The following is an 18507-nucleotide window of genomic DNA, read 5'->3' as shown; positions in this document are numbered from 1 at the left end:
TTGATGGCCAACACCACGGTCTACCAGGCTTTTCGAGACACCGCCCAACAATGGGGCGACAAGCCATTTGTATGTACCCTGCCTGAGACCGCCGAGATCTACGGTATTGAAGCGGGCGAGCTGACTTACGGTCAGGCTCTGGAGCGTATCGACGCCTTGCGCGCCGGCTACGCCGCTGCTGGCTACGGCCACGGCCACCGCGTGGGCATCCTGCTGGAGAACCGTCCTGTGTTCTTCCTGCACTGGTTTGCACTGAACAGCCTGGGCGTATCCATTGTGCCGATCAACCCGGATCTGCGCGCTGCCGAGCTGGAATACCTGATCGGCCATTCGGAAATGATCATGGCCATTGCCCTGCCCAGCCGTCACCAGGATCTGGTGGAAGCGGCTCAGCGTGCCGGTCAGCCCTTTGCCATCATGGCCGATGGTGATGTGCCTCCGATGGTGGAGCGCGCCGCCTCCCGTTCCTGTGACATTCCTGATGAAAACAGCGAATGTGCCCTGCTGTACACCTCTGGCACCACAGGCCGCCCCAAGGGCTGCATGCTGGCTAACCAGTACTTTCATTACGCTGGCGAGTGGTATCGCGACATTGGTGGCCTGGTTTCGCTGGAGCATGGCAAAGAGCGCATGCTGACTCCGCTGCCCCTGTTCCACATGAATGCGATGGCCTGCTCGACCATGGCCATGATCAAGACCGGCGGTTGCCTGATCTCCCTGGACCGTTTCCATCCACGTAGCTGGTGGGAGTCGGTGCGTGAGTCCGGCGCAACCGTGGTGCATTACCTGGGCGTGATGCCAGCCATTCTGATGAAGGCCGAGGCCAGCGAAAAAGACCGTCAACATAGCGTGCGCTTTGGTTTTGGCGCCGGTGTGGACCGTGGCCTGCATCCTATTTTTGAAGAACGCTTCGGCTTCCCTCTGCTGGAAGCCTGGGCCATGACCGAAACCGGCGCGGGTGCCAGCATCATCGCCAACCACGAGCCACGCCACATCGGTACTTCCTGCTTCGGCAAGGAAATGCCTGTGGTGGAAGTCCTGCTGCGTAAAGACGATGGCGAACCTGCTCAGGCCGGTGAAAACGGTGAGCTGCTGGTGCGCTCAGCGGGTGACAACCCACGCTACGGCTTTTTCTCTGGTTACTGGAAAGACCCGGCGGCGACTGACGAAGCCTGGGAAGGCGGCTGGTTCCACACGGGCGATATTGTTTGCCGTGATGAAGAAGGCTACCTGCACTTTGTAGATCGCAAAAAGAACGTGATCCGTCGCAGTGGCGAGAATATCGCTGCCGTGGAAGTGGAAAACATCATGCAGCAGCACCCGCTGGTGCGCTCCATTGCTGTGGCCGCTGTGCCCGACGCCATCCGTGGCGACGAAGTGATGGCGCTGGTGGTGCCACACAACCCAATCGAAACCCAGGAGCAGCGCGAACAGGCTGCCCAGGAAATGGTGCAGTGGGGTCTGACCCAACTGGCCTACTTCAAGGTGCCCGGCTACGTTCTGTTTGTGGATGCCCTGCCTCTGACCTCGACCAACAAGATTCAGCGCGGTGAGTTGAAAACAGTGGCCCTGGCCGCTTTGGAAAACCCGGCCTGCGTGAACACGAATCACCTGAAAAAACGTCAGGAGGCCTAAGCCCATGGCCTTGCCGCAAGCAGCCCGCCAGGGCTATGACGATGTGGTGCTGGTCGCTCCGGTGACCATTCCCTACGAGCGCCATTCCGAGCAGACCGCACATTGGTGGCTGGGTGCGGCATTGGGCCAATTGCTGGCCCAATCCGGCCTGAAAAAAGCCGACGTTGATGGCGTGTGCGTATCCAGCTTCACGCTGGGTTCGGATAGTGCCGTCGGTGTGATGCAACACTTCCAAATGAGCCCGCGCTGGCTGGACCACATTCCTATGGGTGGGGCCAGTGGCGTAGTTGCCATGCGCCGTGCTGCTCGTGCCGTGCAGTGTGGCGATGCGTCCATCGTGGCGTGTATCGCGGGCGATACCAATCACCGTGAGTCTTTCAAGAACACGGTGTCGGGTTTCTCGCGTTTCTCGCAGGATGCCGTCTACCCTTACGGTGCCGGTGGCCCCAACGCCAGCTTTGCGCTGCTGACGGACTACTACATGCGTCACTACGGTGCCACTCGTGAAGACTTCGGCAAGCTGTGCGTCGCCCAGCGTGACAATGCGCTGCGCAACCCGCATGCCTTGATGAAAAAACCGCTGACGCTGGAACAGTACATGGAGGCGCGCGTTATTGCCGACCCTATCCATTTGTTCGATTGCGTGATGCCGTGTGCCGGAGCCGAGGGCTATCTGGTCATGCGTCGTGAGCAGGCCGAAGCACTGGGCCTGCCTTATGTACGTATCCGCTCCACCATCGAGCGTCACAACGCTTTCCCTGAAGATGCTGTACAGCATCGCGGTGGCTGGGCCATGGACAAGGACGCGTTCTACGAGCATGCGGGCTTGACCCCGGCAGACGTGGACTTCATGGAAACCTACGATGACTACCCCGTCATCAACGTCCTGCAGTTTGAAGACCTGGGATTCTGCGCCAAGGGCGAAGGCCCGGAATTCATCCGCAAGAACAGCTTTACCGTGGATGGCAGCTTCCCCTTCAACACCAGTGGCGGCCAGTTGTCGGTAGGCCAGGCAGGTGCGGCAGGTGGTTACCTGGGCCTGGTCCAGGCACTGCGCCAATTGACCGATACCGCAGGCGATACGCAAGTGGCCAATGCCCGTATCGGTCTGGTGTCCGGCTTTGGCATGATTAATTACGACCGCGGCATTTGTACTGCTGCGGCCTTGCTGGAACGGGGGCAGTAATGAGCGACACCCAAATTTTGCCACCCGGCGCACGCAGCGCTACGGCAGCCGGTCTGACTGAAGCCGCCCAGCGCGGCGAATTTGCCCTGCAAGTGTGTCCTTCCTGCGGCACGGTGCAGTATCCCGCCCGGGACGTGTGCGGCCATTGCCTGCACACCACGCTGAACTGGAAGGCGGTGGCGGACACGGGCGTGTTACGTGCCACCACGACCCTGCATCACAGCAACGAACCCTATTTTCAGGCACGACTGCCCTGGCGTATCGGCACCGTTCAACTGGATTGCGGCCCTTTTGCCATCGCCCACTTGCCCGAAGGCGGGCAGGCCGATGAAAAAGTGCGCCTAAGTCTGGAACTGGATGCCGGTGGCGTAGCCGTGCTGGTGGCGCGCCCTGCGCCTTGAATTTGCCTGGAGACAATCAAGATGACACAAGCTCAATACACCGCCATTGTGACGGGCGGCAGCACCGGTATTGGTGAAGACATTTGCCGCAAGATGCTGGAGCAGGGTTACACCGTGATCAGCATGGCACGCAATGTACTGCCCTGGACGCACGAGCGTCTGCACTGCGTGCAGGTGGACTTGCTGGATGCCGTGGCAACCGAGAAAGCCGCCAAAGACATTGCCGAGCGTTTTGAAGTAACCCACTTCATCCACAATGCAGGCGTGATCTGGCCCGCCTTGCTGGACGAGGTCAAGCTGGAAGACTTGCAGGGCCTGACCCAGATTCACCTGGGTGCGGCCTTGCAGATTACCCAGGCTGTGGTTCCTGGCATGCGCGAACGCCACTTTGGTCGCATCGTGCTGATGTCCTCACGTGGCGCGCTGGGTCTGCAAACTCGTACCGCCTATGCCGCTACCAAGGCTGGCATGCTGGGCATGGCCCGCACCTGGGCGTTGGAACTGGCTGATCAAGGCATCACCGTCAACGTGATTGCCCCCGGCCCCATCACCACCAATATGTTCTACGACGTGGTCGAAGCCGGTAGCGAGCGCGAAGCCAAGCTGGCTGCCGCAATTCCCGTGAAGCGTCTGGGCCGTGCGGATGATATCAGCCGCGCCACCATGTTCTTCTCGGACCCTGAAAACAGCTTCATCACGGGTCAGACCTTGTATGTCTGCGGTGGTGCCAGCGTGGGTACCTTGACGATCTGATCGACTGGCAACGGGACTGCCCGTGATCGCGCCTTGAGTGCGTTCGGGAGCGAGTCCATTTGCTTGGCCGCATATAAAACCCTCTTGGTTTTCCAAGGGGGTTTTTGCTTTTGGATGGCACAACACCCTTGATGGACTATCTGTTCCAGCATGTCGGGCGGTGACTGTCATTTAAACAAACGGCTGAAGGGACCCTCTTGATTGGTGGCGGCTGGTTGGCGGTGCCTGGATTTTTTGCCACCTAAGTTTTTTTCTTTGTTATAGAGACCGATTTTGGCCTTTTGTCCCCGGTTTTTGGTGTCAAAAGTCGCTGTTTCAGACCTGCTCATATCGCATGGAAGTATGCCCAACACTTGAAGGGCCTGTTCAGTTTCGACTCTTTTTTTGTCACATGAAACGCATGGGCCTCAGGGTTTGCTTATCGGTCTGGATGCTGCCTGATTGCTAGTCGGCTGATTCTTTTATTGCCCTTTTTAAAGCCAATGTTCGCTTGCTCGACATTGCGCCAAGCCAGCACTCACGCCTGCTCCAGCGGTTTTTTCCAGCTCTAGCACAGGACAAGCGAGCTGGTTTGTGACCGTATTTCTTGCTATGTGAGATAGAAACCACGATTCCATGATTTTGGATGGAATTAAGGGTTTCTTTCTATTTACCTGGATTTGTTCATCTATAAACTATTTAGAACAGAAATATAACAATGCACCCCTGTTTTCAGGAGTGCATGATGACCCAAAAAACAGGCCTTATCGGGCCAAAATAAGTGGAGCTGTAATGAACGACGATCTGCCAGGAATGGAGCTGGTGCGTTCACGTGGAGTAGTACGAGTTGTAGAGACAATTCTGGATACTGCCTGTGTGGTCATCTTGGTCCTGATGACAGGGATCACAACCGTGGATGTAATAGGCCGGTATGTATTCCATGCCCCTTTATTGGGTGCTTATGAGGCCAGCGAACTCTTGCTGGGCGTGCTGATTTTTGCGGCCTTGCCGCGTGTCACCTGGCACCAGCAACACTTGACCGTCAGCCTGATTGACGCCTGGCTAGGCCCAGTGGCACGTCGTATCCAGCAGTTCGTGATCAATGTCACCTCCACCGTCATGCTGGGTGTGCTGACCGTGTATCTGTGGAATCACGCTAATGAGCTAGCCGGCTATGGCGATATGAGCAATGCCCTGCAAGTGCCCATCGCACCCTTTGCCTACATCATCGCCATCATGACCGGCATCGCCACCCTGGCCTCGCTGCTTAAGATTTTTAGCTCTCCCAGCCGATAAAGACGGAGTTTTTTCATGTTGATTTCTATTATCGGACTGGCAGTCCTGTTGGGTAGCTTGTTTCTGGGTTTGCCCATTGCCTGGGGTATGTTGCTGGTCGGCACGCTGGGTTTTGCCTTCTTCACTGGCATGGAAGCGGCCCTGACCATGGCAGCGCAAACCAGCTACGACACGGCCATGAGCTACAGCTTTACCGTGCTGCCGCTGTTCATTTTGATGGGCAATCTGGTCAATGCCTCGGGCTTGTCCAAGGACCTGTACAAGGCGGCTAACGCTTTTATCGGTCACCTGCGTGGTGGTTTGGCGATGGCAACCATTGTTGCCTGTGGTGCCTTTAGCGCGCTCTGTGGTTCCAGTATGGCCACCACCGCGGCCATGGGCCGTGTGGCCATGCCCAATATGCGCAAGTACAACTACGACGACCGTCTGGCTACCGGCAGTATTGCGGCGGGCGGCACCCTGGGCATTCTGATTCCGCCCAGCGTGATGATGGTGGTCTACGGGATCCTGACTGAAACCGACATCGGCAAGCTGTTTGCTGCGGGTTTCCTGCCCGGCATGATTGCCATGCTGATGTACCTGATCACGGTGATGATCATTACCGCGATCAACCCGAATCTGGGCCGTCCTGGTGAAAAAGCGAGCTGGCGTGAGCGCTTTGAAGCGACCAAAGGCGTGATGGCGATCACTGTACTGTTTATCGTCATCATGGGTGGTATTTACGGTGGTGTGTTCACCCCAACAGAAGCTGCTGGTATTGGTGCCGCTGCTACTTTCTTGCTGACTTTGAAGCGTCGTGGCTGGAAGCCTCGCATGTACCTGACGGTGCTGATTGAAGCCGCTCAAACCACGGCCATCATGTTTGCCCTGGTGATTGGTGCGCTGGTCTTCACCAACTTCCTGACCGTAGCCGGTTTGCCTAATCAGTTGCTGGGCTTCATCCAGGGTATTGATGTCTCGCCCATCGTGGTGATTCTGATCATCTGCGCGATTTACCTGGTTCTGGGTTGCTTCCTGGAAACCATGTCCATGGTCATGCTGACCGTGCCTATCTTCTACCCGATCGTGGCCTCCCTGGGCTTTGACCTGGTGTGGTTCGGCATCATCGTGGTGGTGGCTGCTGAAATCAGCCTGATTACCCCACCGCTGGGCCTGAACATTTTCATGATCAAGAACGTGATGCCTGATGTCCCCCTGGGCACCATCATCCGGGGTGTCGCACCCTTTGTCATGATGGATATTCTGCGTTTGCTCTTGCTGGTGTTTGTCCCTTGGATTGTTCTGGTCATCCCGAACAGTATGTAAACCCGGCCCGGATGCAGGTGCGATCCGGGCAGCAGTAAAGCCGCTGGGCAAGCAGGTCCAGGATCTGTTTATCGTCCCATCAAGTGGCCAAGAGGCCGGGTTGTAGTAGCCCGGCAGCAAAATAATTTACGAGGAGTCGAGATGCGTGTTTTCAAAAAATTGGCCTTGAGCCTGGGCCTGGCTGCAGCAGCCCTGGCACCGACCATGCCTTCGGTTGCGGCCGAAGTCACCACCCTGCGTTTTTCCCAGTGGATGCCTCCAGGCCACTTCATCGTGACCAATATGTTCGAGCCCTGGGCCCAGGAAGTGGAAAAAGCCACCGAAGGCCGCGTGAAGGTGGAATTCATCAACGCGCTGGGCAAGCCACAGGCTCACCTGGATCTGGTGCGTAACGGTATCGCTGATATGGGCATGTCGGTACACAGCTACACGGCTAACCGCTTCCCGCTGATCGAGTTTGCTGAACTGCCTTTCACTACCGATGACGGCGGCGTGAACTCGGTCGCTTACTGGCGCACCTACGAGAAATTCATGATGGGTGCCAACGAGCACAAAGGCGTGAAACTGCTGGGTATGTGGACCAGCCCGGCCACCGTGATCTTCACCAGCCAGGACAACGTGCAAAGCATCGACGACCTGAAAGGCAAGAAGCTGCGCTCGCCTAGCCCCTTGTTTGATGCTGTCGGTAAAGCTCTGGGTATCGTGACGGTGAACGCACCGGCATCGGACAGCTACGAAATGCTGTCGCGTGGCGTGATCGACGGTATGTACTTCCAGTACGACCAATTGGATAACTGGAAACTGGACAAGCTGGTCAAGACCGCTGTTTCCGTGGACGGTGGCTTTGGCAAATCCAGCCAGTACATGTTCATGAACGAGCGCAAATGGAACAGCCTGTCTGAAGCCGACCGTGCTGCCATCGAAAAAATCAGCGGTGAATGGATTGCCAATGATTTCGGTTCCAAATGGCAGGCTGCCGAGCAGCAAGCGATTGAGAAGCACACGGCTGCTGGCTTGAAGACTCTGCGTATCGACGGCGCAGCGGGCGAGCAGATGAAAGAGCGTCTGGCCTTTGTTGAAGAGGACTGGATCAAAGCGGCCGACAAGAAAGGCGTAGACGGTAAAGCCGCCCTGGCCTACTTCCGCGAGCAGATCAAAGAGCTGAGCGCTGCCAAGTAATCGCTAGCAAGAGACACACTACAGTCTTGGCCCCGCTTTCCTTTGGGAGAGCGGGGCTTTTTTTGTGTACTGTGCCTTGTGCGCTTCATTAGCGAAGTTCTCGTCTGAAGGATTGCACCGACAAGCGCTGAATCTCGCTTCCTCGATACTGGGCGAAAGTGGCATTTTCATAACCGAAGGCCGGGTTTAGGATCACAACTACGTGATCAAGGCTTAGGAGGCGCCCCAGTCTCCAGGTCGTAATGTCGGTGCACCGAGTATTCATTGATTTTCGCTTTAGTGCCGTAATACTTTGCCAAAGCTTCGCCATTGAAATACGTATCGAAGCGGTCGCGTGAGCGTAATGTCGTGTCAAAGTAGTACGTTGGCAGTTCTATCCGTTTTCGATCATGCTTGATTGCATGCGCAATGATGGCTCGCCGTACGTGATCTTGCTTCCAGACGCCATAGTAGCTGCGCAGCATCAAGGTGCTGGACACTAGCCAGAGCATCGTGCAGATGCCAAGCGTCAATGCTAAATAACGGGGTTTGCATTGGGTGCGTTGGGACTGAGCCAGTAAGTCGTGCCCATAGATGGAAAGGGCCACCAGCAGATACATGAAAGAACCATTCAAGGCTCGTTTGGGGATATTCGGGGCCAATACCAAAATAGCATTTGCCAACAAAGATGCCCCGACCAGCAAGCAGATCATGCGCCGGATGGGTGTGGACGAGGCAGGCCCAGCAAAGACACGCCAGGCCAGCATGACCACAATTACCCCCCAGTAGCGCAGCATGGCATCAGGGAAGCGGCGGCTGAAATGTTCCCATATGCGCCAGAGTAGCGGCTGATCGTACCAAGCGGGAAAGAAGACCGCACGCACCTGATTTCCGGGTGCCAGCACCAAAATAGTGACGCCAATCCCCATGCATAGCAGCCAGATGACGGGCCATGTGCCTATGGTTCGTTCTCGCTGGTAGTGGCGAACGCTTAAATAGGCCAATAAACACCAGGTGATGATGCCGGTGTTTTCATTAGAGCAGCCTGCCAGTACGGCGAGAGCACTCACCCCCAGGCCAAGGCCAAGCGAAGGTGGCTCCTTTTGTAGCCGCCAGACATAAGCCAATGCAAACCCAAAATTGAATAGATTGGGCCATAAGTAATTGGCTGAACCGACCAGCCAGAACGTGGTCTGCCCCAGGTCTGGATTCACCAGCCAATACAACATAAAAACCAGCAAGACCAAGGATGGGCGTAACGCTTGCTTGGCCAGACGGGCTCCCAGAGCCGAGAGTGTGAGGACCACACCGAATAGAGCGATTGTGTTCAGGCTTGCTTTTAACCATTGCGGTGCCAGGCTGAGCATCCCGCTGGAAATGGTGTCCGAGACGAGTCGACCGCTCCAGTTCAGGTAGTGCCGCTCTATAGCCACCCAGGAAATGCCTTTATTGGCATAGCTGAAATCATCCGAAATCATGGGGGTGAGCCAGTAGATGGACCATGTCGCCATGAGCGCCAGTACCGACAAAAGCATCAAGGCCCAAGCACCAGAACGGTGGCCGAGCAGGGGCAGGCTGAATCGAGATTCAGCAAAAGAAAGAGTTGGGCTCATTGAGCTGTAAAGGTGTTTGGTGGTCAGACCCACAGTGCTGCTATTAGACATCGGCAGTTGAGTCTGATGTTGAAACTGAGGTGATATTAATTATTTACCGAGCCTGGCAGTGAAGAAATTATCTCAGCTCACCGTTGAAACACAGCGTTTAACGGCCTTACTGCTCGTCATCCTTTAAATCTAAACCAAATCGGGGTTTTCCCTGCTTTTGCGGCTTCTTGCGCTTATTGGCTAGGCGCTGCGCAAAGTGGATATACCGGCCCAAACAGCACTTCTACCATTGGCTCCATCGTCATACCTAAAAAACAAAAGGAGAAGGACGTGGGGGACATCAATAAAAAAATAGCAGCCGCTGTACTGGGAGTGGGCGCATTGGGCGCCGGTCCGGCCTATGCCATTGAAGGTAATGGCCTGCCCATTTATCCCGATGGTTTGGAAAACTTCATGAGTGGCGCTCTGCCGCCACCCGGTGTGCATTTGCTGATGTACGGCGGTGCCATGCGCTATGACTCTGTACGGGACAAGAACGGCGACAAGCTGCCTATTCCGGACTTCAAAGTCGATGTGGCCATGGTGGCACCGCGTCTGGTGTGGGTAACGGATCAACAGCTTTTTGGTGGTCAATTGGCGTTCCACGCTCTGGCTCCTTTGTTGACCGTCAAGGCTCAGGCTGCCGGTCAATCCCAGCGTCGTAGTGGTCTGGGTGATGTGGTGTTTGGTCCTGCTCTGGGTTTTCACCCCAGCGAAAAAATGCATTACGTGCTGGGTGTGGACTTTGTCGCCCCGACAGGTCGCTACAAGGTAACTGACAGCGCCAACCTGGGCCGCAATTACTGGGCTATCCAGCCCGCTGCCGCGTTCAGCTACATGCAGCCCAGCGGCATCAACCTGGATTTGAAGATGATGGTGGACTTCAACTTCCGCAACAGCGATACCGAAACCCGTACGGGTAAAGCCATTCACGCGGATTACGCCGTGGGTTGGGGCTTTGGTAATGGCCTGGTGCTGGGTGTGGGCGGTTATGCCTATCAACAGATTGAAAGCGATCGCGGCCCGATGGCCGGTGACAGCAAGGCTCGTGCCTTCGCCATTGGTCCCAGCCTGCGTTACGCCAACGATAAAGGTTTGCTGATTACGGCCAAGTACCAACAGGATCTGGGTGTACGTGGCCGTCCTGAAGGAAAACAATTTTTTGTAAAAGTAGCGGTGCCTTTCTAAGGGCCCGCGGCAGGAGAGCGACATGAAGGGACTGAAAGACAAGGTAGTCATCGTCACCGGTGGTGCAACGCGTGTTGGTGCGGGTGTGGTCGAGGTATTGATGGGCTACGGCGCACGTGTGGCGGTGTTCGATATTGATGCCGCCGGTGGTCAGAAAGCCGTGGGCAGCGATGCCGCCAAAGCCAAATTCTGGGAAGTGGACATCACCAGCGATCAAAGCCTGAATTCCGCTATTGAGCAGGTCAAGGCGCATTTTGGTCGTGTGGATGGCCTGGTCAACCTGGCCTGTTCCTATCTGGATGAAGGCATGGTTTCCAGCCGCGAAGACTGGCTCAAGGCTTTGGACATCAATCTGGTCAGTGCGGTGCAGGCGGCCAAGGCCGTACGTCCCTTGCTGCCGCGTGGTGGCTCCATCGTCAACTTCACGTCCATTTCATCGTCGATCGCACAAACCGGGCGCTGGTTGTACCCGGTCTCCAAGGCCGCTCTGTTGCAACTGACGCGCAGCATGGCTCTGGACTTCGCTCCGGACGGTATCCGCGTGAACTCGGTCTCGCCCGGCTGGATCTGGTCGCGGGTGATGGACGAGCTGACAGGCGGCGACCGTGCCAAAACCGACCGCGTGGCCTCGGCATTTCACATGCTGGGCCGCGTGGGCGACCCGCAGGAAGTAGGCGAAGTCGTGTCCTTCCTGCTCTCGGATGCCGCCAGCTTTGTGACTGGTGCCGACTATGCCGTGGATGGTGGCTACTCGGCCATGGGACCTGAGCAAGGTGTCCCAGCCATCCCCAAATTGGCTGAATAAGAAAAACCGGGACGCCGCCGGGGTGGCGTCCTTAGCTCCCTCAGAAGGAAAAAAATCATGCGTAAAGTTGCTATTGTGGGCGCTGGCCAAGCTGGCATGCCCGTTGCATTCGGCCTTTTGGCCCAGGGCTACGAAGTAGCCGTTTTCACCAACCGCAGCCCTGACGATGTTCGTGGCGGCCGCGTGATGTCCAGCCAGTGCATGTTTGCCGAGGCGCTGGACGTAGAGCGTCGCCTGGGTCTGAACTTCTGGGACGACGAGTGCCCACCCGTACAAGGTATTGGCTTTGCCCTGCCCAATCCCGATCAGCCTGACACCAAGGCCGTAGATTGGAGCGGTCGCCTGGACCGCGAAGCCCAAGCCACCGACCAGCGCGTGAAAATGCCTTACTGGCTGGAGTTGTTCGAGCAGCGCGGCGGCAAGCTGATCATGGAAGACGTGGGCGTGGCCGAACTGGAGCGCATCACCCAGGAATACGATCTGACCATGCTGGCTGCCGGTAAAGGCGAAGTGGTCAAACTGTTCGAGCGCGACGATCAGCGTTCCATGTTCGACAAACCTCAGCGTGCTTTGGCCCTGACCTATGTGCACGGTCTGGAGCCTACGCCCGAATACTCGCGTGTGTCCTTTAACTTCATCCCCGGTGTGGGCGAATACTTTGTGTTCCCTTCGCTGACCCTGTCCGGCCCTTGCGACATCATGGTGTTTGAAGGTGTTCCCGGTGGCCCACTGGACCGCTTCCGCGATGCCAAGACGCCTGAAGCTCACCTGGAGCAAAGCGTATCCTTCCTGCGCGAGTTCCTGCCTTGGGAAGGCGACCGTGCCCGCAATGTGGAACTGACTGACGCCCAGGGTTACCTGTCCGGCGCATTCCCTCCCACGGTGCGCAAACCGGTGCTGACACTGCCGTCGGGCCGCATGGTACTGGGTCTGGGTGATGCTGTCGTGGTGAACGATCCCATTACCGGCCAAGGTTCCAACAATGCCGCCAAAGCCGCCCAGGTGTATCTGGACAGCATTTTGCAGCGTGGTGACGGCGCGTTTGACCGCAACTGGATGCAGGACACCTTTGAGCGTTACTGGGATTACGCCAACCTGGTGGTGCGCTGGACCAACTCCATGTTGAAACCGCCAACCGATTCCTCGTTCGCTTTGTTGACCTCGGCTCAGCAATCGCCCGCCCTGGCTCACTTCCTGGCCAACAGCTTCAATCACCCACCGGTTCTGTTCCCGGCCTGGGAAGATCTGAGCGCTGCCCAGGCATTGATCGAGAAGACACGCAGCCAATCTGTGGCTGCCTGATAGATAGTATTCAAGGAGACGTATCATGACCCCCACCGCAACGCTGCAAGACTCCCCGTCCCAAACCGCTGCCCAGCGGCAGGCCGTGTCTGCCCAAGCGTTGGCAGCCGCTGACGCCAAACCCACACCGTCCAATCTGAATGTGGTCGATAGCCGTGCGTTTCGCCAGGCACTGGGCCATTTTCCAACGGGTGTGGCCATTGTCACGACTCGTTGCCCCGATGGTCGGGCGGTGGGTCTGACCATCAACTCCTTTACATCCCTGTCGCTGGACCCGCCTCTGGTGATGTGGAGTCTGGTGAATCATTCGCCCAGCCTGGATATTTTCCAGAACTGCAGCCACTTTGCCATCAACGTGATCAGTCAGGAACAGGTTCCGGTCGCTATGGGGTTTGCCAGCTCGCAGGTGAAAGACAAGTTTGCGCTGGTCTCGCATGTGGATGGTGAAGAAGGTGTGCCGCTGCTGGACGATTGCGTGGCGACCTTTGTGTGCGAGAACTACCGTCAGCACGAAGGTGGTGACCACACCCTGTTTATTGGTCGTGTAGTGCGCCACACCACCTTGACTGAGCACGAGCCTGCGGTGTTTCACCGTGGCCGTTTTGCCAACCTGACTACGCCTAGCGGAGATCGTTGAAATGAGCGACGCGCACAGCGCTGATGTGGTGATTGTCGGCAGTGGGATGAACTCCCTGACTTGCGCGGCCTTGCTGGCACAGCGTGGTTTGTCGGTAACGGTGCTGGAGCGCAACGCCGTGGCCGGGGGCTGTATCCGTACGCAGGAGCTGTTCCCCGGTTTCACGCACGATGTTTTGTCCAGTTGGTATCCCTTGTTCATGGGGGGCGCGTCTTACGCTGCTCTGGCCGAGCCTCTGGCTAAAGCGGGGCTGGAATTTGCCAAAGGCGAGTACAGCACGGGTCTGGCCATTCCCGGTGGCCCGTCGCTGGCCCTGCGCCAGGATATGGGCGACACGGTACGTCGTTTCAATGACTTGATGCCCGGTGAAGGCGATGCCTTGGGGGCCATGGCTGCCCGCATGTTTGGCCCGGATGCCGGTCTGGTGTTTGGGCTGCTGGGTGGTGAGCCCTATCGCTGGCCTATGGCCAAGCTGGCTTTTGGTGCCTGGCGGGAACGCGGGCTGGATGGTCTGATGTCCTTTGGCTCGCAAGCGCTGGAAAGCTTCCGACGCTGGGCCATGCGTGAACTGCGCAGCGATCTGGCTCGGGCCATGATCGCTCCCTGGGTACTGCATAGCGGCCTGGGGCCTGATGAAGCCAGCTCCGCCTTGATCGGCAAGCTGACCTTCAGCGCCGTCGTCAGCGGTGGCATGCCGGTGGTCAAAGGCGGCAGTTACCAGATTGTGAAAGCATTTACCCGCATTATTGAAGAAGCAGGCGGCGCCGTACTGACTAACTCTCATGTGGACCGCGTGCTGGTGGAAGGTAATAAAGCTACTGGCGTGTGTGTGGGTACGCAGCGGTATCTGGCCCGTCGTGCCGTAGTGTGTAATGTGACGCCCGGTCAGTTGTATGGCGATTTGCTGCCAGAAGTAGAGCCTGAATTATTGAAGTCTGCCCAGGATTATCACTATGGCCGGGGCGGCATGCAGATTCACTTTGCCCTGAATTCCCCGCCCGACTGGGTGGACCCGGAGCTGCGCCACGTACCGATGGTGCACGTCACGGAAAGCATGGAGCAGGTATGTTCCTCGGTGGTGACGGCCAGTAATGGTTATCTGCCCGCCAAACCGACTTTGGCCGTAGGCCAGCCGGTGGCGGTGGATGTGACTCGCGCACCGGAAGGACACTGGATTTTATGGGTGCAGATGCAGGAGCTGCCGCGTCATATCAAAGGCGATGAGGCGGGCGAGATTCCCGTGCCCGCCGATGGTCGCTGGAACGAAGCGGTGCGCGAGGCGATGGCCGACCGCGTGCAGGCCCGTCTGGAAACCGTCATGCCGGGTCTGGCCGCCAAGATCATCGGGCGTCGCAGTGTCAGCCCCGCCGATCTGGAAGCCTTGAACATGAATCTGGTCGGGGGCGATCCGTATAGCGGGGTGTGCTCGCCGGATCAGTTCTTTTTCATGCGTCCTTTTGCAGGGCACAAGAACGCGCGCAGCGGCACGACGCCCTGGCGCAATCTGCATCAAATTGGCGCATCGGTGCATCCGGGCCCAGGCCTGGGTGGTCAATCCGGCTATCTGGCAGCCCAGCGTATTTTGAAGGGGTGAGAGGACGGGTGAGGCGGTCAGCTCAGTGCTGGCCGCCGCGCACTCGTTGCAGGGTCTCGCTAGGCGTTTCGCCAAAACGGCTGCGGTATTCGGCGCTGAAACGGCCTTGGTGCGCAAAGCCCCAGCGTATGGCCAGGTCGGCCAGTGTCAGATGGGGCTCGTTGGAGTGAATCAGTTCGTGGCGTAGCCGGTCCAGCCTGACTTGGCGCAGATACTGCATGGGGCTGACCCCGTAGTGCTCTCGAAAAGCCTGCTGCAAGGTGCGTGAACTGACGCCAGCAATTGTGCTCAGTTCGGCGACCGTAACGGGCAAATGCGCCTGCTCATGCAAATGGCTGGCAACTTTTTTCAGATGACGCGGCAAGACGCGTGTCGGGTTGATCGCCTGGATTTGCGCTGGTGGATGCAGGCCTAACAAGGTGGTCACAGCTAACTGCTCTAGCTGATTGATAATCAGGGGCGAGCGCAAGATATCTTCGTAATTGCGCGCACAGTCCAGCACATAGCGCAGCATGATTTGCCAGGAGGGCTGGGTATGCGCCTCCAGGCGTACCGGAAATAGCAAGCCTTGCGGGCCTACGTCCAGACCTAGACCTCGTGCAGCCTGTTCCACCAGGTTGCGGTCTATCTTGAGCATTAATTGCTCATTATTGGCATGCCAGACCATATCCACGTCTTCATTGGGATTCAGAATGGTGGCGGCGTAAGGGGTGGAGTCCACAGTTTGGCCACCGCAGCGAATTTTGGCGGTGCCGTATTGGGGCATCTGAACCAGGTAAAAACCGGCCAGGTGATCAGGCTGAATGTGTACGTCGGCGCCATAGCCCAGGCGGCTTAAAGCGACCTGACCAAACTCGGCGTGTCGCAGGCGGGTTTGCAGGGTCTGGTCGGCACGGAGCTGCTTGAGCTGGTGCGACTTGAACATATCGCTGACAGATTTGCGCACGTGTTCCAGGTCAGCAGAAGCTACACGTGCCCAGTGATCGGGCTTATTTTCCATGTTTCATGTGCCTAGATGGTTCTGAAAGGCAGGAAGGGTACGTAAAACCTTGAGTTTCAACGGTTTGCAGCGGCTTTATTTTAGTTGTAAAGTATATCAGTGGGCCACCGGGATTTCCCGCAGTCCTGTTTAGTTTGTTGTGTTTAATAACAGAGAGAACCGTGCAGAAAGACTTTCATTTTTACGAGCCCACACAAGGCCATGGATTGCGCCACGACCCGATCAGCTCGATTGTGGGCCCTCGTGTAATTGGCTGGATCGGCACCAAAAGCACGGAAGGCGTGCTGAACCTGGCCCCGTACAGCTTCTGCAACGTGTTCAACTACCGCCCGCCCGTTATCGCTTTCTCTAGCGTGGGCTACAAAGACAGCGTGCGCAACGCGATTGAAACCGGCGTGTTTACCTGGAATCTGGCCTCGCGTGATCTGGCCGAGCCCATGAACATGACCAGCCTGGAACAGGATGTGCGCGAATTTGAAGTCGCCGGTCTGACGCCCGTGGATTCCCGCCTGATTGATGCCCCCCGCGTGGGCGAGAGCCATGCCTCGTTGGAGTGCAAGGTGACGACTCACTTCCAGTTGAAAGACTCGGAAGGCAAAGATTTGAACACTTGGATGGTGCTGGGCGAAGTGGTGGGTGTGCATGTGTCGCCTAACAGCATCGTGGACGGCATTTACCGCACCGCGATTCCACGTCCTATTTTGCGTGGCGGTGGCCCAGGCGATTACTTTGAAATTACGGACCTGGCCTTGTTTGATATGCCACGTCCCAAGTCCTGATAGCAGGGCTGCAGTTTGGGGGCGGTGATTGGAGGCCCCTGTGAGTTGCTTTGAAGTGACTACGAATTGGCTGGACATGAAAACGGCGCCGAAAGGCGCCGTTTGCTTTATGCCTGCTCTGCGTCCCGTACGTAACAGGCGCAGGTAAAGGGGCTTAGCCCTTGTTTGAAGAACCACCCGCTGCCAGAAATTGCGCCAAACGAGGGCTGCGTGGCGATACCAGCACTTCTTCTGGCGGGCCTTCTTCCTCGATCTGGCCTTCGTGCAGATACACCACCTTGCTGGATACGTTCCGTGCAAAGCTCATTTCGTGCGTAACCACCACCATCGTGCGCCCTTCTTCGGCCAAATTCTGCATAACACGCAAAACTTCGCCCACGCGCTCAGGGTCCAGAGCAGACGTAGGTTCGTCAAACAGCATGACTTCGGGTTCCAGAGCCAGCGCACGGGCAATGGCCACACGTTGCTGCTGGCCGCCCGACAAGAACGCAGGATATTGTTTGGCCAGATCGCGCGACAGACCTACCTTGTCCAGATACAGCTCCGCCTTGGCAATGGCCTGAGCCTTGTCCATGCCCTGTACATGAATGGGGGTGGCGGTAATGTTTTCCAGCACCGTCATGTGGGACCACAAGTTGAAGTGCTGAAACACCATGGCCAAACTGGTACGCAAACGCTTGAGTTGTTGTTTGTCCACCGCAACCAGCTCGTCGGTTTTCGGGTCCAGGCGGGTTTTCAGTTCCTCGCCCTTGATCACGATACGGCCGGAATTGGGCGTTTCCAGAAAGTTGATACAACGCAGGAAAGTACTTTTACCCGAACCGCTGGAACCGATCAGGCTGATGACGTCACCGGGCTCCGCGCTGAGAGAGACTCCCTTGAGGACCTCCAGGGAGCCATAGCGTTTGTGAATATTCTCGATGAGCAGGTTGGGCATGGAAAGCGGTATCGTATTGAAAATAAAAAAGACCGGCGCGACGCGGCAGAGGGGATTACAGCACAGACTGGCCGTCAGGCAAATCATTGGGCCTGTGGTTTTCCCGTACAAATCTGTGGGTCTAAACGGATTTGTGCGCATTTCTGGGTTTATGATGCAGTCTTTCCCGCAGCCCTGATCGGGCTAAGGGCGCAGCGCAAGCCGCGTTTTAGCCAAGCTTAGGTGTCCGTTTTAGGGGACCTGTTTCTAGAGAGTGTTGTCATGAAAAAAGTGGTCCGTGCCAAGCTGCATGGTATCAAGGTGACCGGTGCCGACTTGAACTATCACGGGTCGATCACCCTGGATCCGGAAATCTGCGAACAAGCGGGCATTTTACCCATGGAGTTCGTGGAAATCTGGAATAAGGACAGCGGTGCCCGTATTTCTACCTACGTGATCTTCGGTGAACCCGGCTCGCGCTGCGTGGTTCTGAACGGCGCGGCGGCTCGTACCTGTCAAAAGGGCGACACCGTCATCATCTGCGCAACCGAATACGTGATGAACTCGGAAGATCTGTATTCCTTGCGCCCCACCGTGCTGACCTTCACGCCAGAAAACGAAGTGGACGAAGTCATGCACTACGAAGTGGCCAAGACCGCCCAGCGCGATTACGACTTTCGCGTGGTACGCGACGACCGCCCTCGCGGTGCTGAGCGCCCACTGGCCCGAGTCGACGTGAGCGCGCTGTCCGCTGACCTGCGCTCCCGTGGCTTGGATGATCGCGCTATTGCTGACATTCTGTCCTGCCATCTGGCTGATTTCGCGCCTGCGAATCAGAGCTGATATTTTTGCGCCGGGCCGCAATGGTTCGGCTGCGAATGAGAACATCATCACCCTGGGTATTTTCCAGCCCTGCTTTCCGACCAGGAA

17 protein-coding genes are annotated in these 18507 nt (G+C 57.1%); 14 read left to right on the top strand and 3 right to left on the bottom strand.

From position 1 onward, the window contains the following. Positions 1 to 3 precede the first annotated feature (3 nt). The 7 genes from OSH09_RS15775 to OSH09_RS15745 all read left to right on the top strand — a co-directional run bounded on the left by OSH09_RS15775 (position 4) and on the right by OSH09_RS15745 (position 7734). The gene (locus tag OSH09_RS15775; RefSeq protein WP_266121529.1) at positions 4 to 1635 is read left to right on the top strand and encodes an AMP-binding protein; all 1632 of its coding nucleotides are present in this window, start codon (positions 4 to 6) and stop codon (positions 1633 to 1635) included. 4 nt (positions 1636 to 1639) lie between these two features. Next, complete coding sequence (locus OSH09_RS15770) at positions 1640 to 2821, top strand: thiolase family protein (protein ID WP_266121528.1); 1182 nt, start codon at positions 1640 to 1642, stop codon at positions 2819 to 2821. Then, entirely contained in the window at positions 2821 to 3222 is a 402-nt protein-coding gene (locus OSH09_RS15765) for a Zn-ribbon domain-containing OB-fold protein (protein WP_108727031.1), read from the top strand. The genes OSH09_RS15770 and OSH09_RS15765 overlap by 1 nt, the downstream gene beginning before the upstream one ends. A gap of 21 nt (positions 3223 to 3243) precedes the next feature. After that, positions 3244 to 3975 carry an SDR family NAD(P)-dependent oxidoreductase gene (locus tag OSH09_RS15760; protein WP_266121527.1) on the top strand — a complete coding sequence of 244 codons (732 nt, stop codon included), beginning with the start codon at positions 3244 to 3246 and terminating at the stop codon, positions 3973 to 3975. 771 nt (positions 3976 to 4746) lie between these two features. Beyond that, complete coding sequence (locus OSH09_RS15755; RefSeq protein ID WP_207872761.1) at positions 4747 to 5250, top strand: TRAP transporter small permease; 504 nt, start codon at positions 4747 to 4749, stop codon at positions 5248 to 5250. 15 nt (positions 5251 to 5265) lie between these two features. Further along, the gene (locus OSH09_RS15750) at positions 5266 to 6555 is read left to right on the top strand and encodes a TRAP transporter large permease (RefSeq protein ID WP_222669344.1); all 1290 of its coding nucleotides are present in this window, start codon (positions 5266 to 5268) and stop codon (positions 6553 to 6555) included. A gap of 141 nt (positions 6556 to 6696) precedes the next feature. Further along, positions 6697 to 7734: a TRAP transporter substrate-binding protein gene (locus tag OSH09_RS15745; RefSeq protein ID WP_266121526.1), complete on the top strand. Its 1038-nt coding sequence runs from the start codon at positions 6697 to 6699 to the stop codon at positions 7732 to 7734. 206 nt (positions 7735 to 7940) lie between these two features. Here OSH09_RS15745 and OSH09_RS15740 read toward each other — a convergent pair whose 3' ends face one another. After that, positions 7941 to 9326 carry a DUF6056 family protein gene (locus OSH09_RS15740; protein ID WP_266121525.1) on the bottom strand — a complete coding sequence of 462 codons (1386 nt, stop codon included), beginning with the start codon at positions 9324 to 9326 and terminating at the stop codon, positions 7941 to 7943. 330 nt (positions 9327 to 9656) lie between these two features. On the opposite strand from OSH09_RS15740, the gene OSH09_RS15735 reads away from it, so the two are divergent. From OSH09_RS15735 to OSH09_RS15715, 5 genes are read left to right on the top strand one after another with little or no spacing between them, the layout of a single operon-like run. Continuing rightward, on the top strand, positions 9657 to 10544 hold the full coding sequence (locus OSH09_RS15735; RefSeq protein ID WP_266121581.1) for a SphA family protein: 888 nt from the start codon (positions 9657 to 9659) through the stop codon (positions 10542 to 10544). Between the two features lie 22 nt (positions 10545 to 10566). Next, complete coding sequence (locus tag OSH09_RS15730) at positions 10567 to 11349, top strand: SDR family oxidoreductase (protein WP_207872766.1); 783 nt, start codon at positions 10567 to 10569, stop codon at positions 11347 to 11349. A gap of 57 nt (positions 11350 to 11406) precedes the next feature. Next, on the top strand, positions 11407 to 12651 hold the full coding sequence (locus OSH09_RS15725) for a styrene monooxygenase/indole monooxygenase family protein (protein ID WP_266121524.1): 1245 nt from the start codon (positions 11407 to 11409) through the stop codon (positions 12649 to 12651). 25 nt (positions 12652 to 12676) lie between these two features. Then, positions 12677 to 13288, top strand: coding sequence for a flavin reductase family protein (locus OSH09_RS15720; RefSeq protein WP_207872768.1), 612 nt, complete (start codon positions 12677 to 12679; stop codon positions 13286 to 13288). Position 13289: 1 nt separating this feature from the next. Further along, a complete protein-coding gene (locus OSH09_RS15715; protein ID WP_207872769.1) occupies positions 13290 to 14882 on the top strand; it encodes a phytoene desaturase family protein in 1593 nt (530 codons plus the stop codon). Positions 14883 to 14904: 22 nt separating this feature from the next. Here OSH09_RS15715 and OSH09_RS15710 read toward each other — a convergent pair whose 3' ends face one another. Beyond that, positions 14905 to 15882 carry an AraC family transcriptional regulator gene (locus OSH09_RS15710; protein ID WP_266121523.1) on the bottom strand — a complete coding sequence of 326 codons (978 nt, stop codon included), beginning with the start codon at positions 15880 to 15882 and terminating at the stop codon, positions 14905 to 14907. Between the two features lie 161 nt (positions 15883 to 16043). Here OSH09_RS15710 and OSH09_RS15705 point away from each other — a divergent pair, with 161 nt between their 5' ends. Next, positions 16044 to 16661 (top strand): flavin reductase family protein, encoded by a 618-nt coding sequence (locus OSH09_RS15705; protein WP_045930511.1) that lies wholly within the window; start codon positions 16044 to 16046, stop codon positions 16659 to 16661. Positions 16662 to 16815: 154 nt separating this feature from the next. Here OSH09_RS15705 and OSH09_RS15700 read toward each other — a convergent pair whose 3' ends face one another. Then, complete coding sequence (locus OSH09_RS15700; RefSeq protein ID WP_266121522.1) at positions 16816 to 17598, bottom strand: ABC transporter ATP-binding protein; 783 nt, start codon at positions 17596 to 17598, stop codon at positions 16816 to 16818. 261 nt (positions 17599 to 17859) lie between these two features. Between OSH09_RS15700 and panD the strand changes: the two genes are divergently transcribed. Further along, positions 17860 to 18420 (top strand): aspartate 1-decarboxylase, encoded by a 561-nt coding sequence (gene panD, locus OSH09_RS15695; protein WP_266121521.1) that lies wholly within the window; start codon positions 17860 to 17862, stop codon positions 18418 to 18420. Positions 18421 to 18507 lie beyond the last annotated feature (87 nt).

The sequence above is a fragment of the Alcaligenes parafaecalis genome, from assembly GCF_026344135.1.
GTDB classification, from domain to species: Bacteria; Pseudomonadota; Gammaproteobacteria; order Burkholderiales; family Burkholderiaceae_B; genus Alcaligenes; species Alcaligenes parafaecalis.
This window is presented reverse-complemented; position numbering and strand designations above follow the sequence as displayed.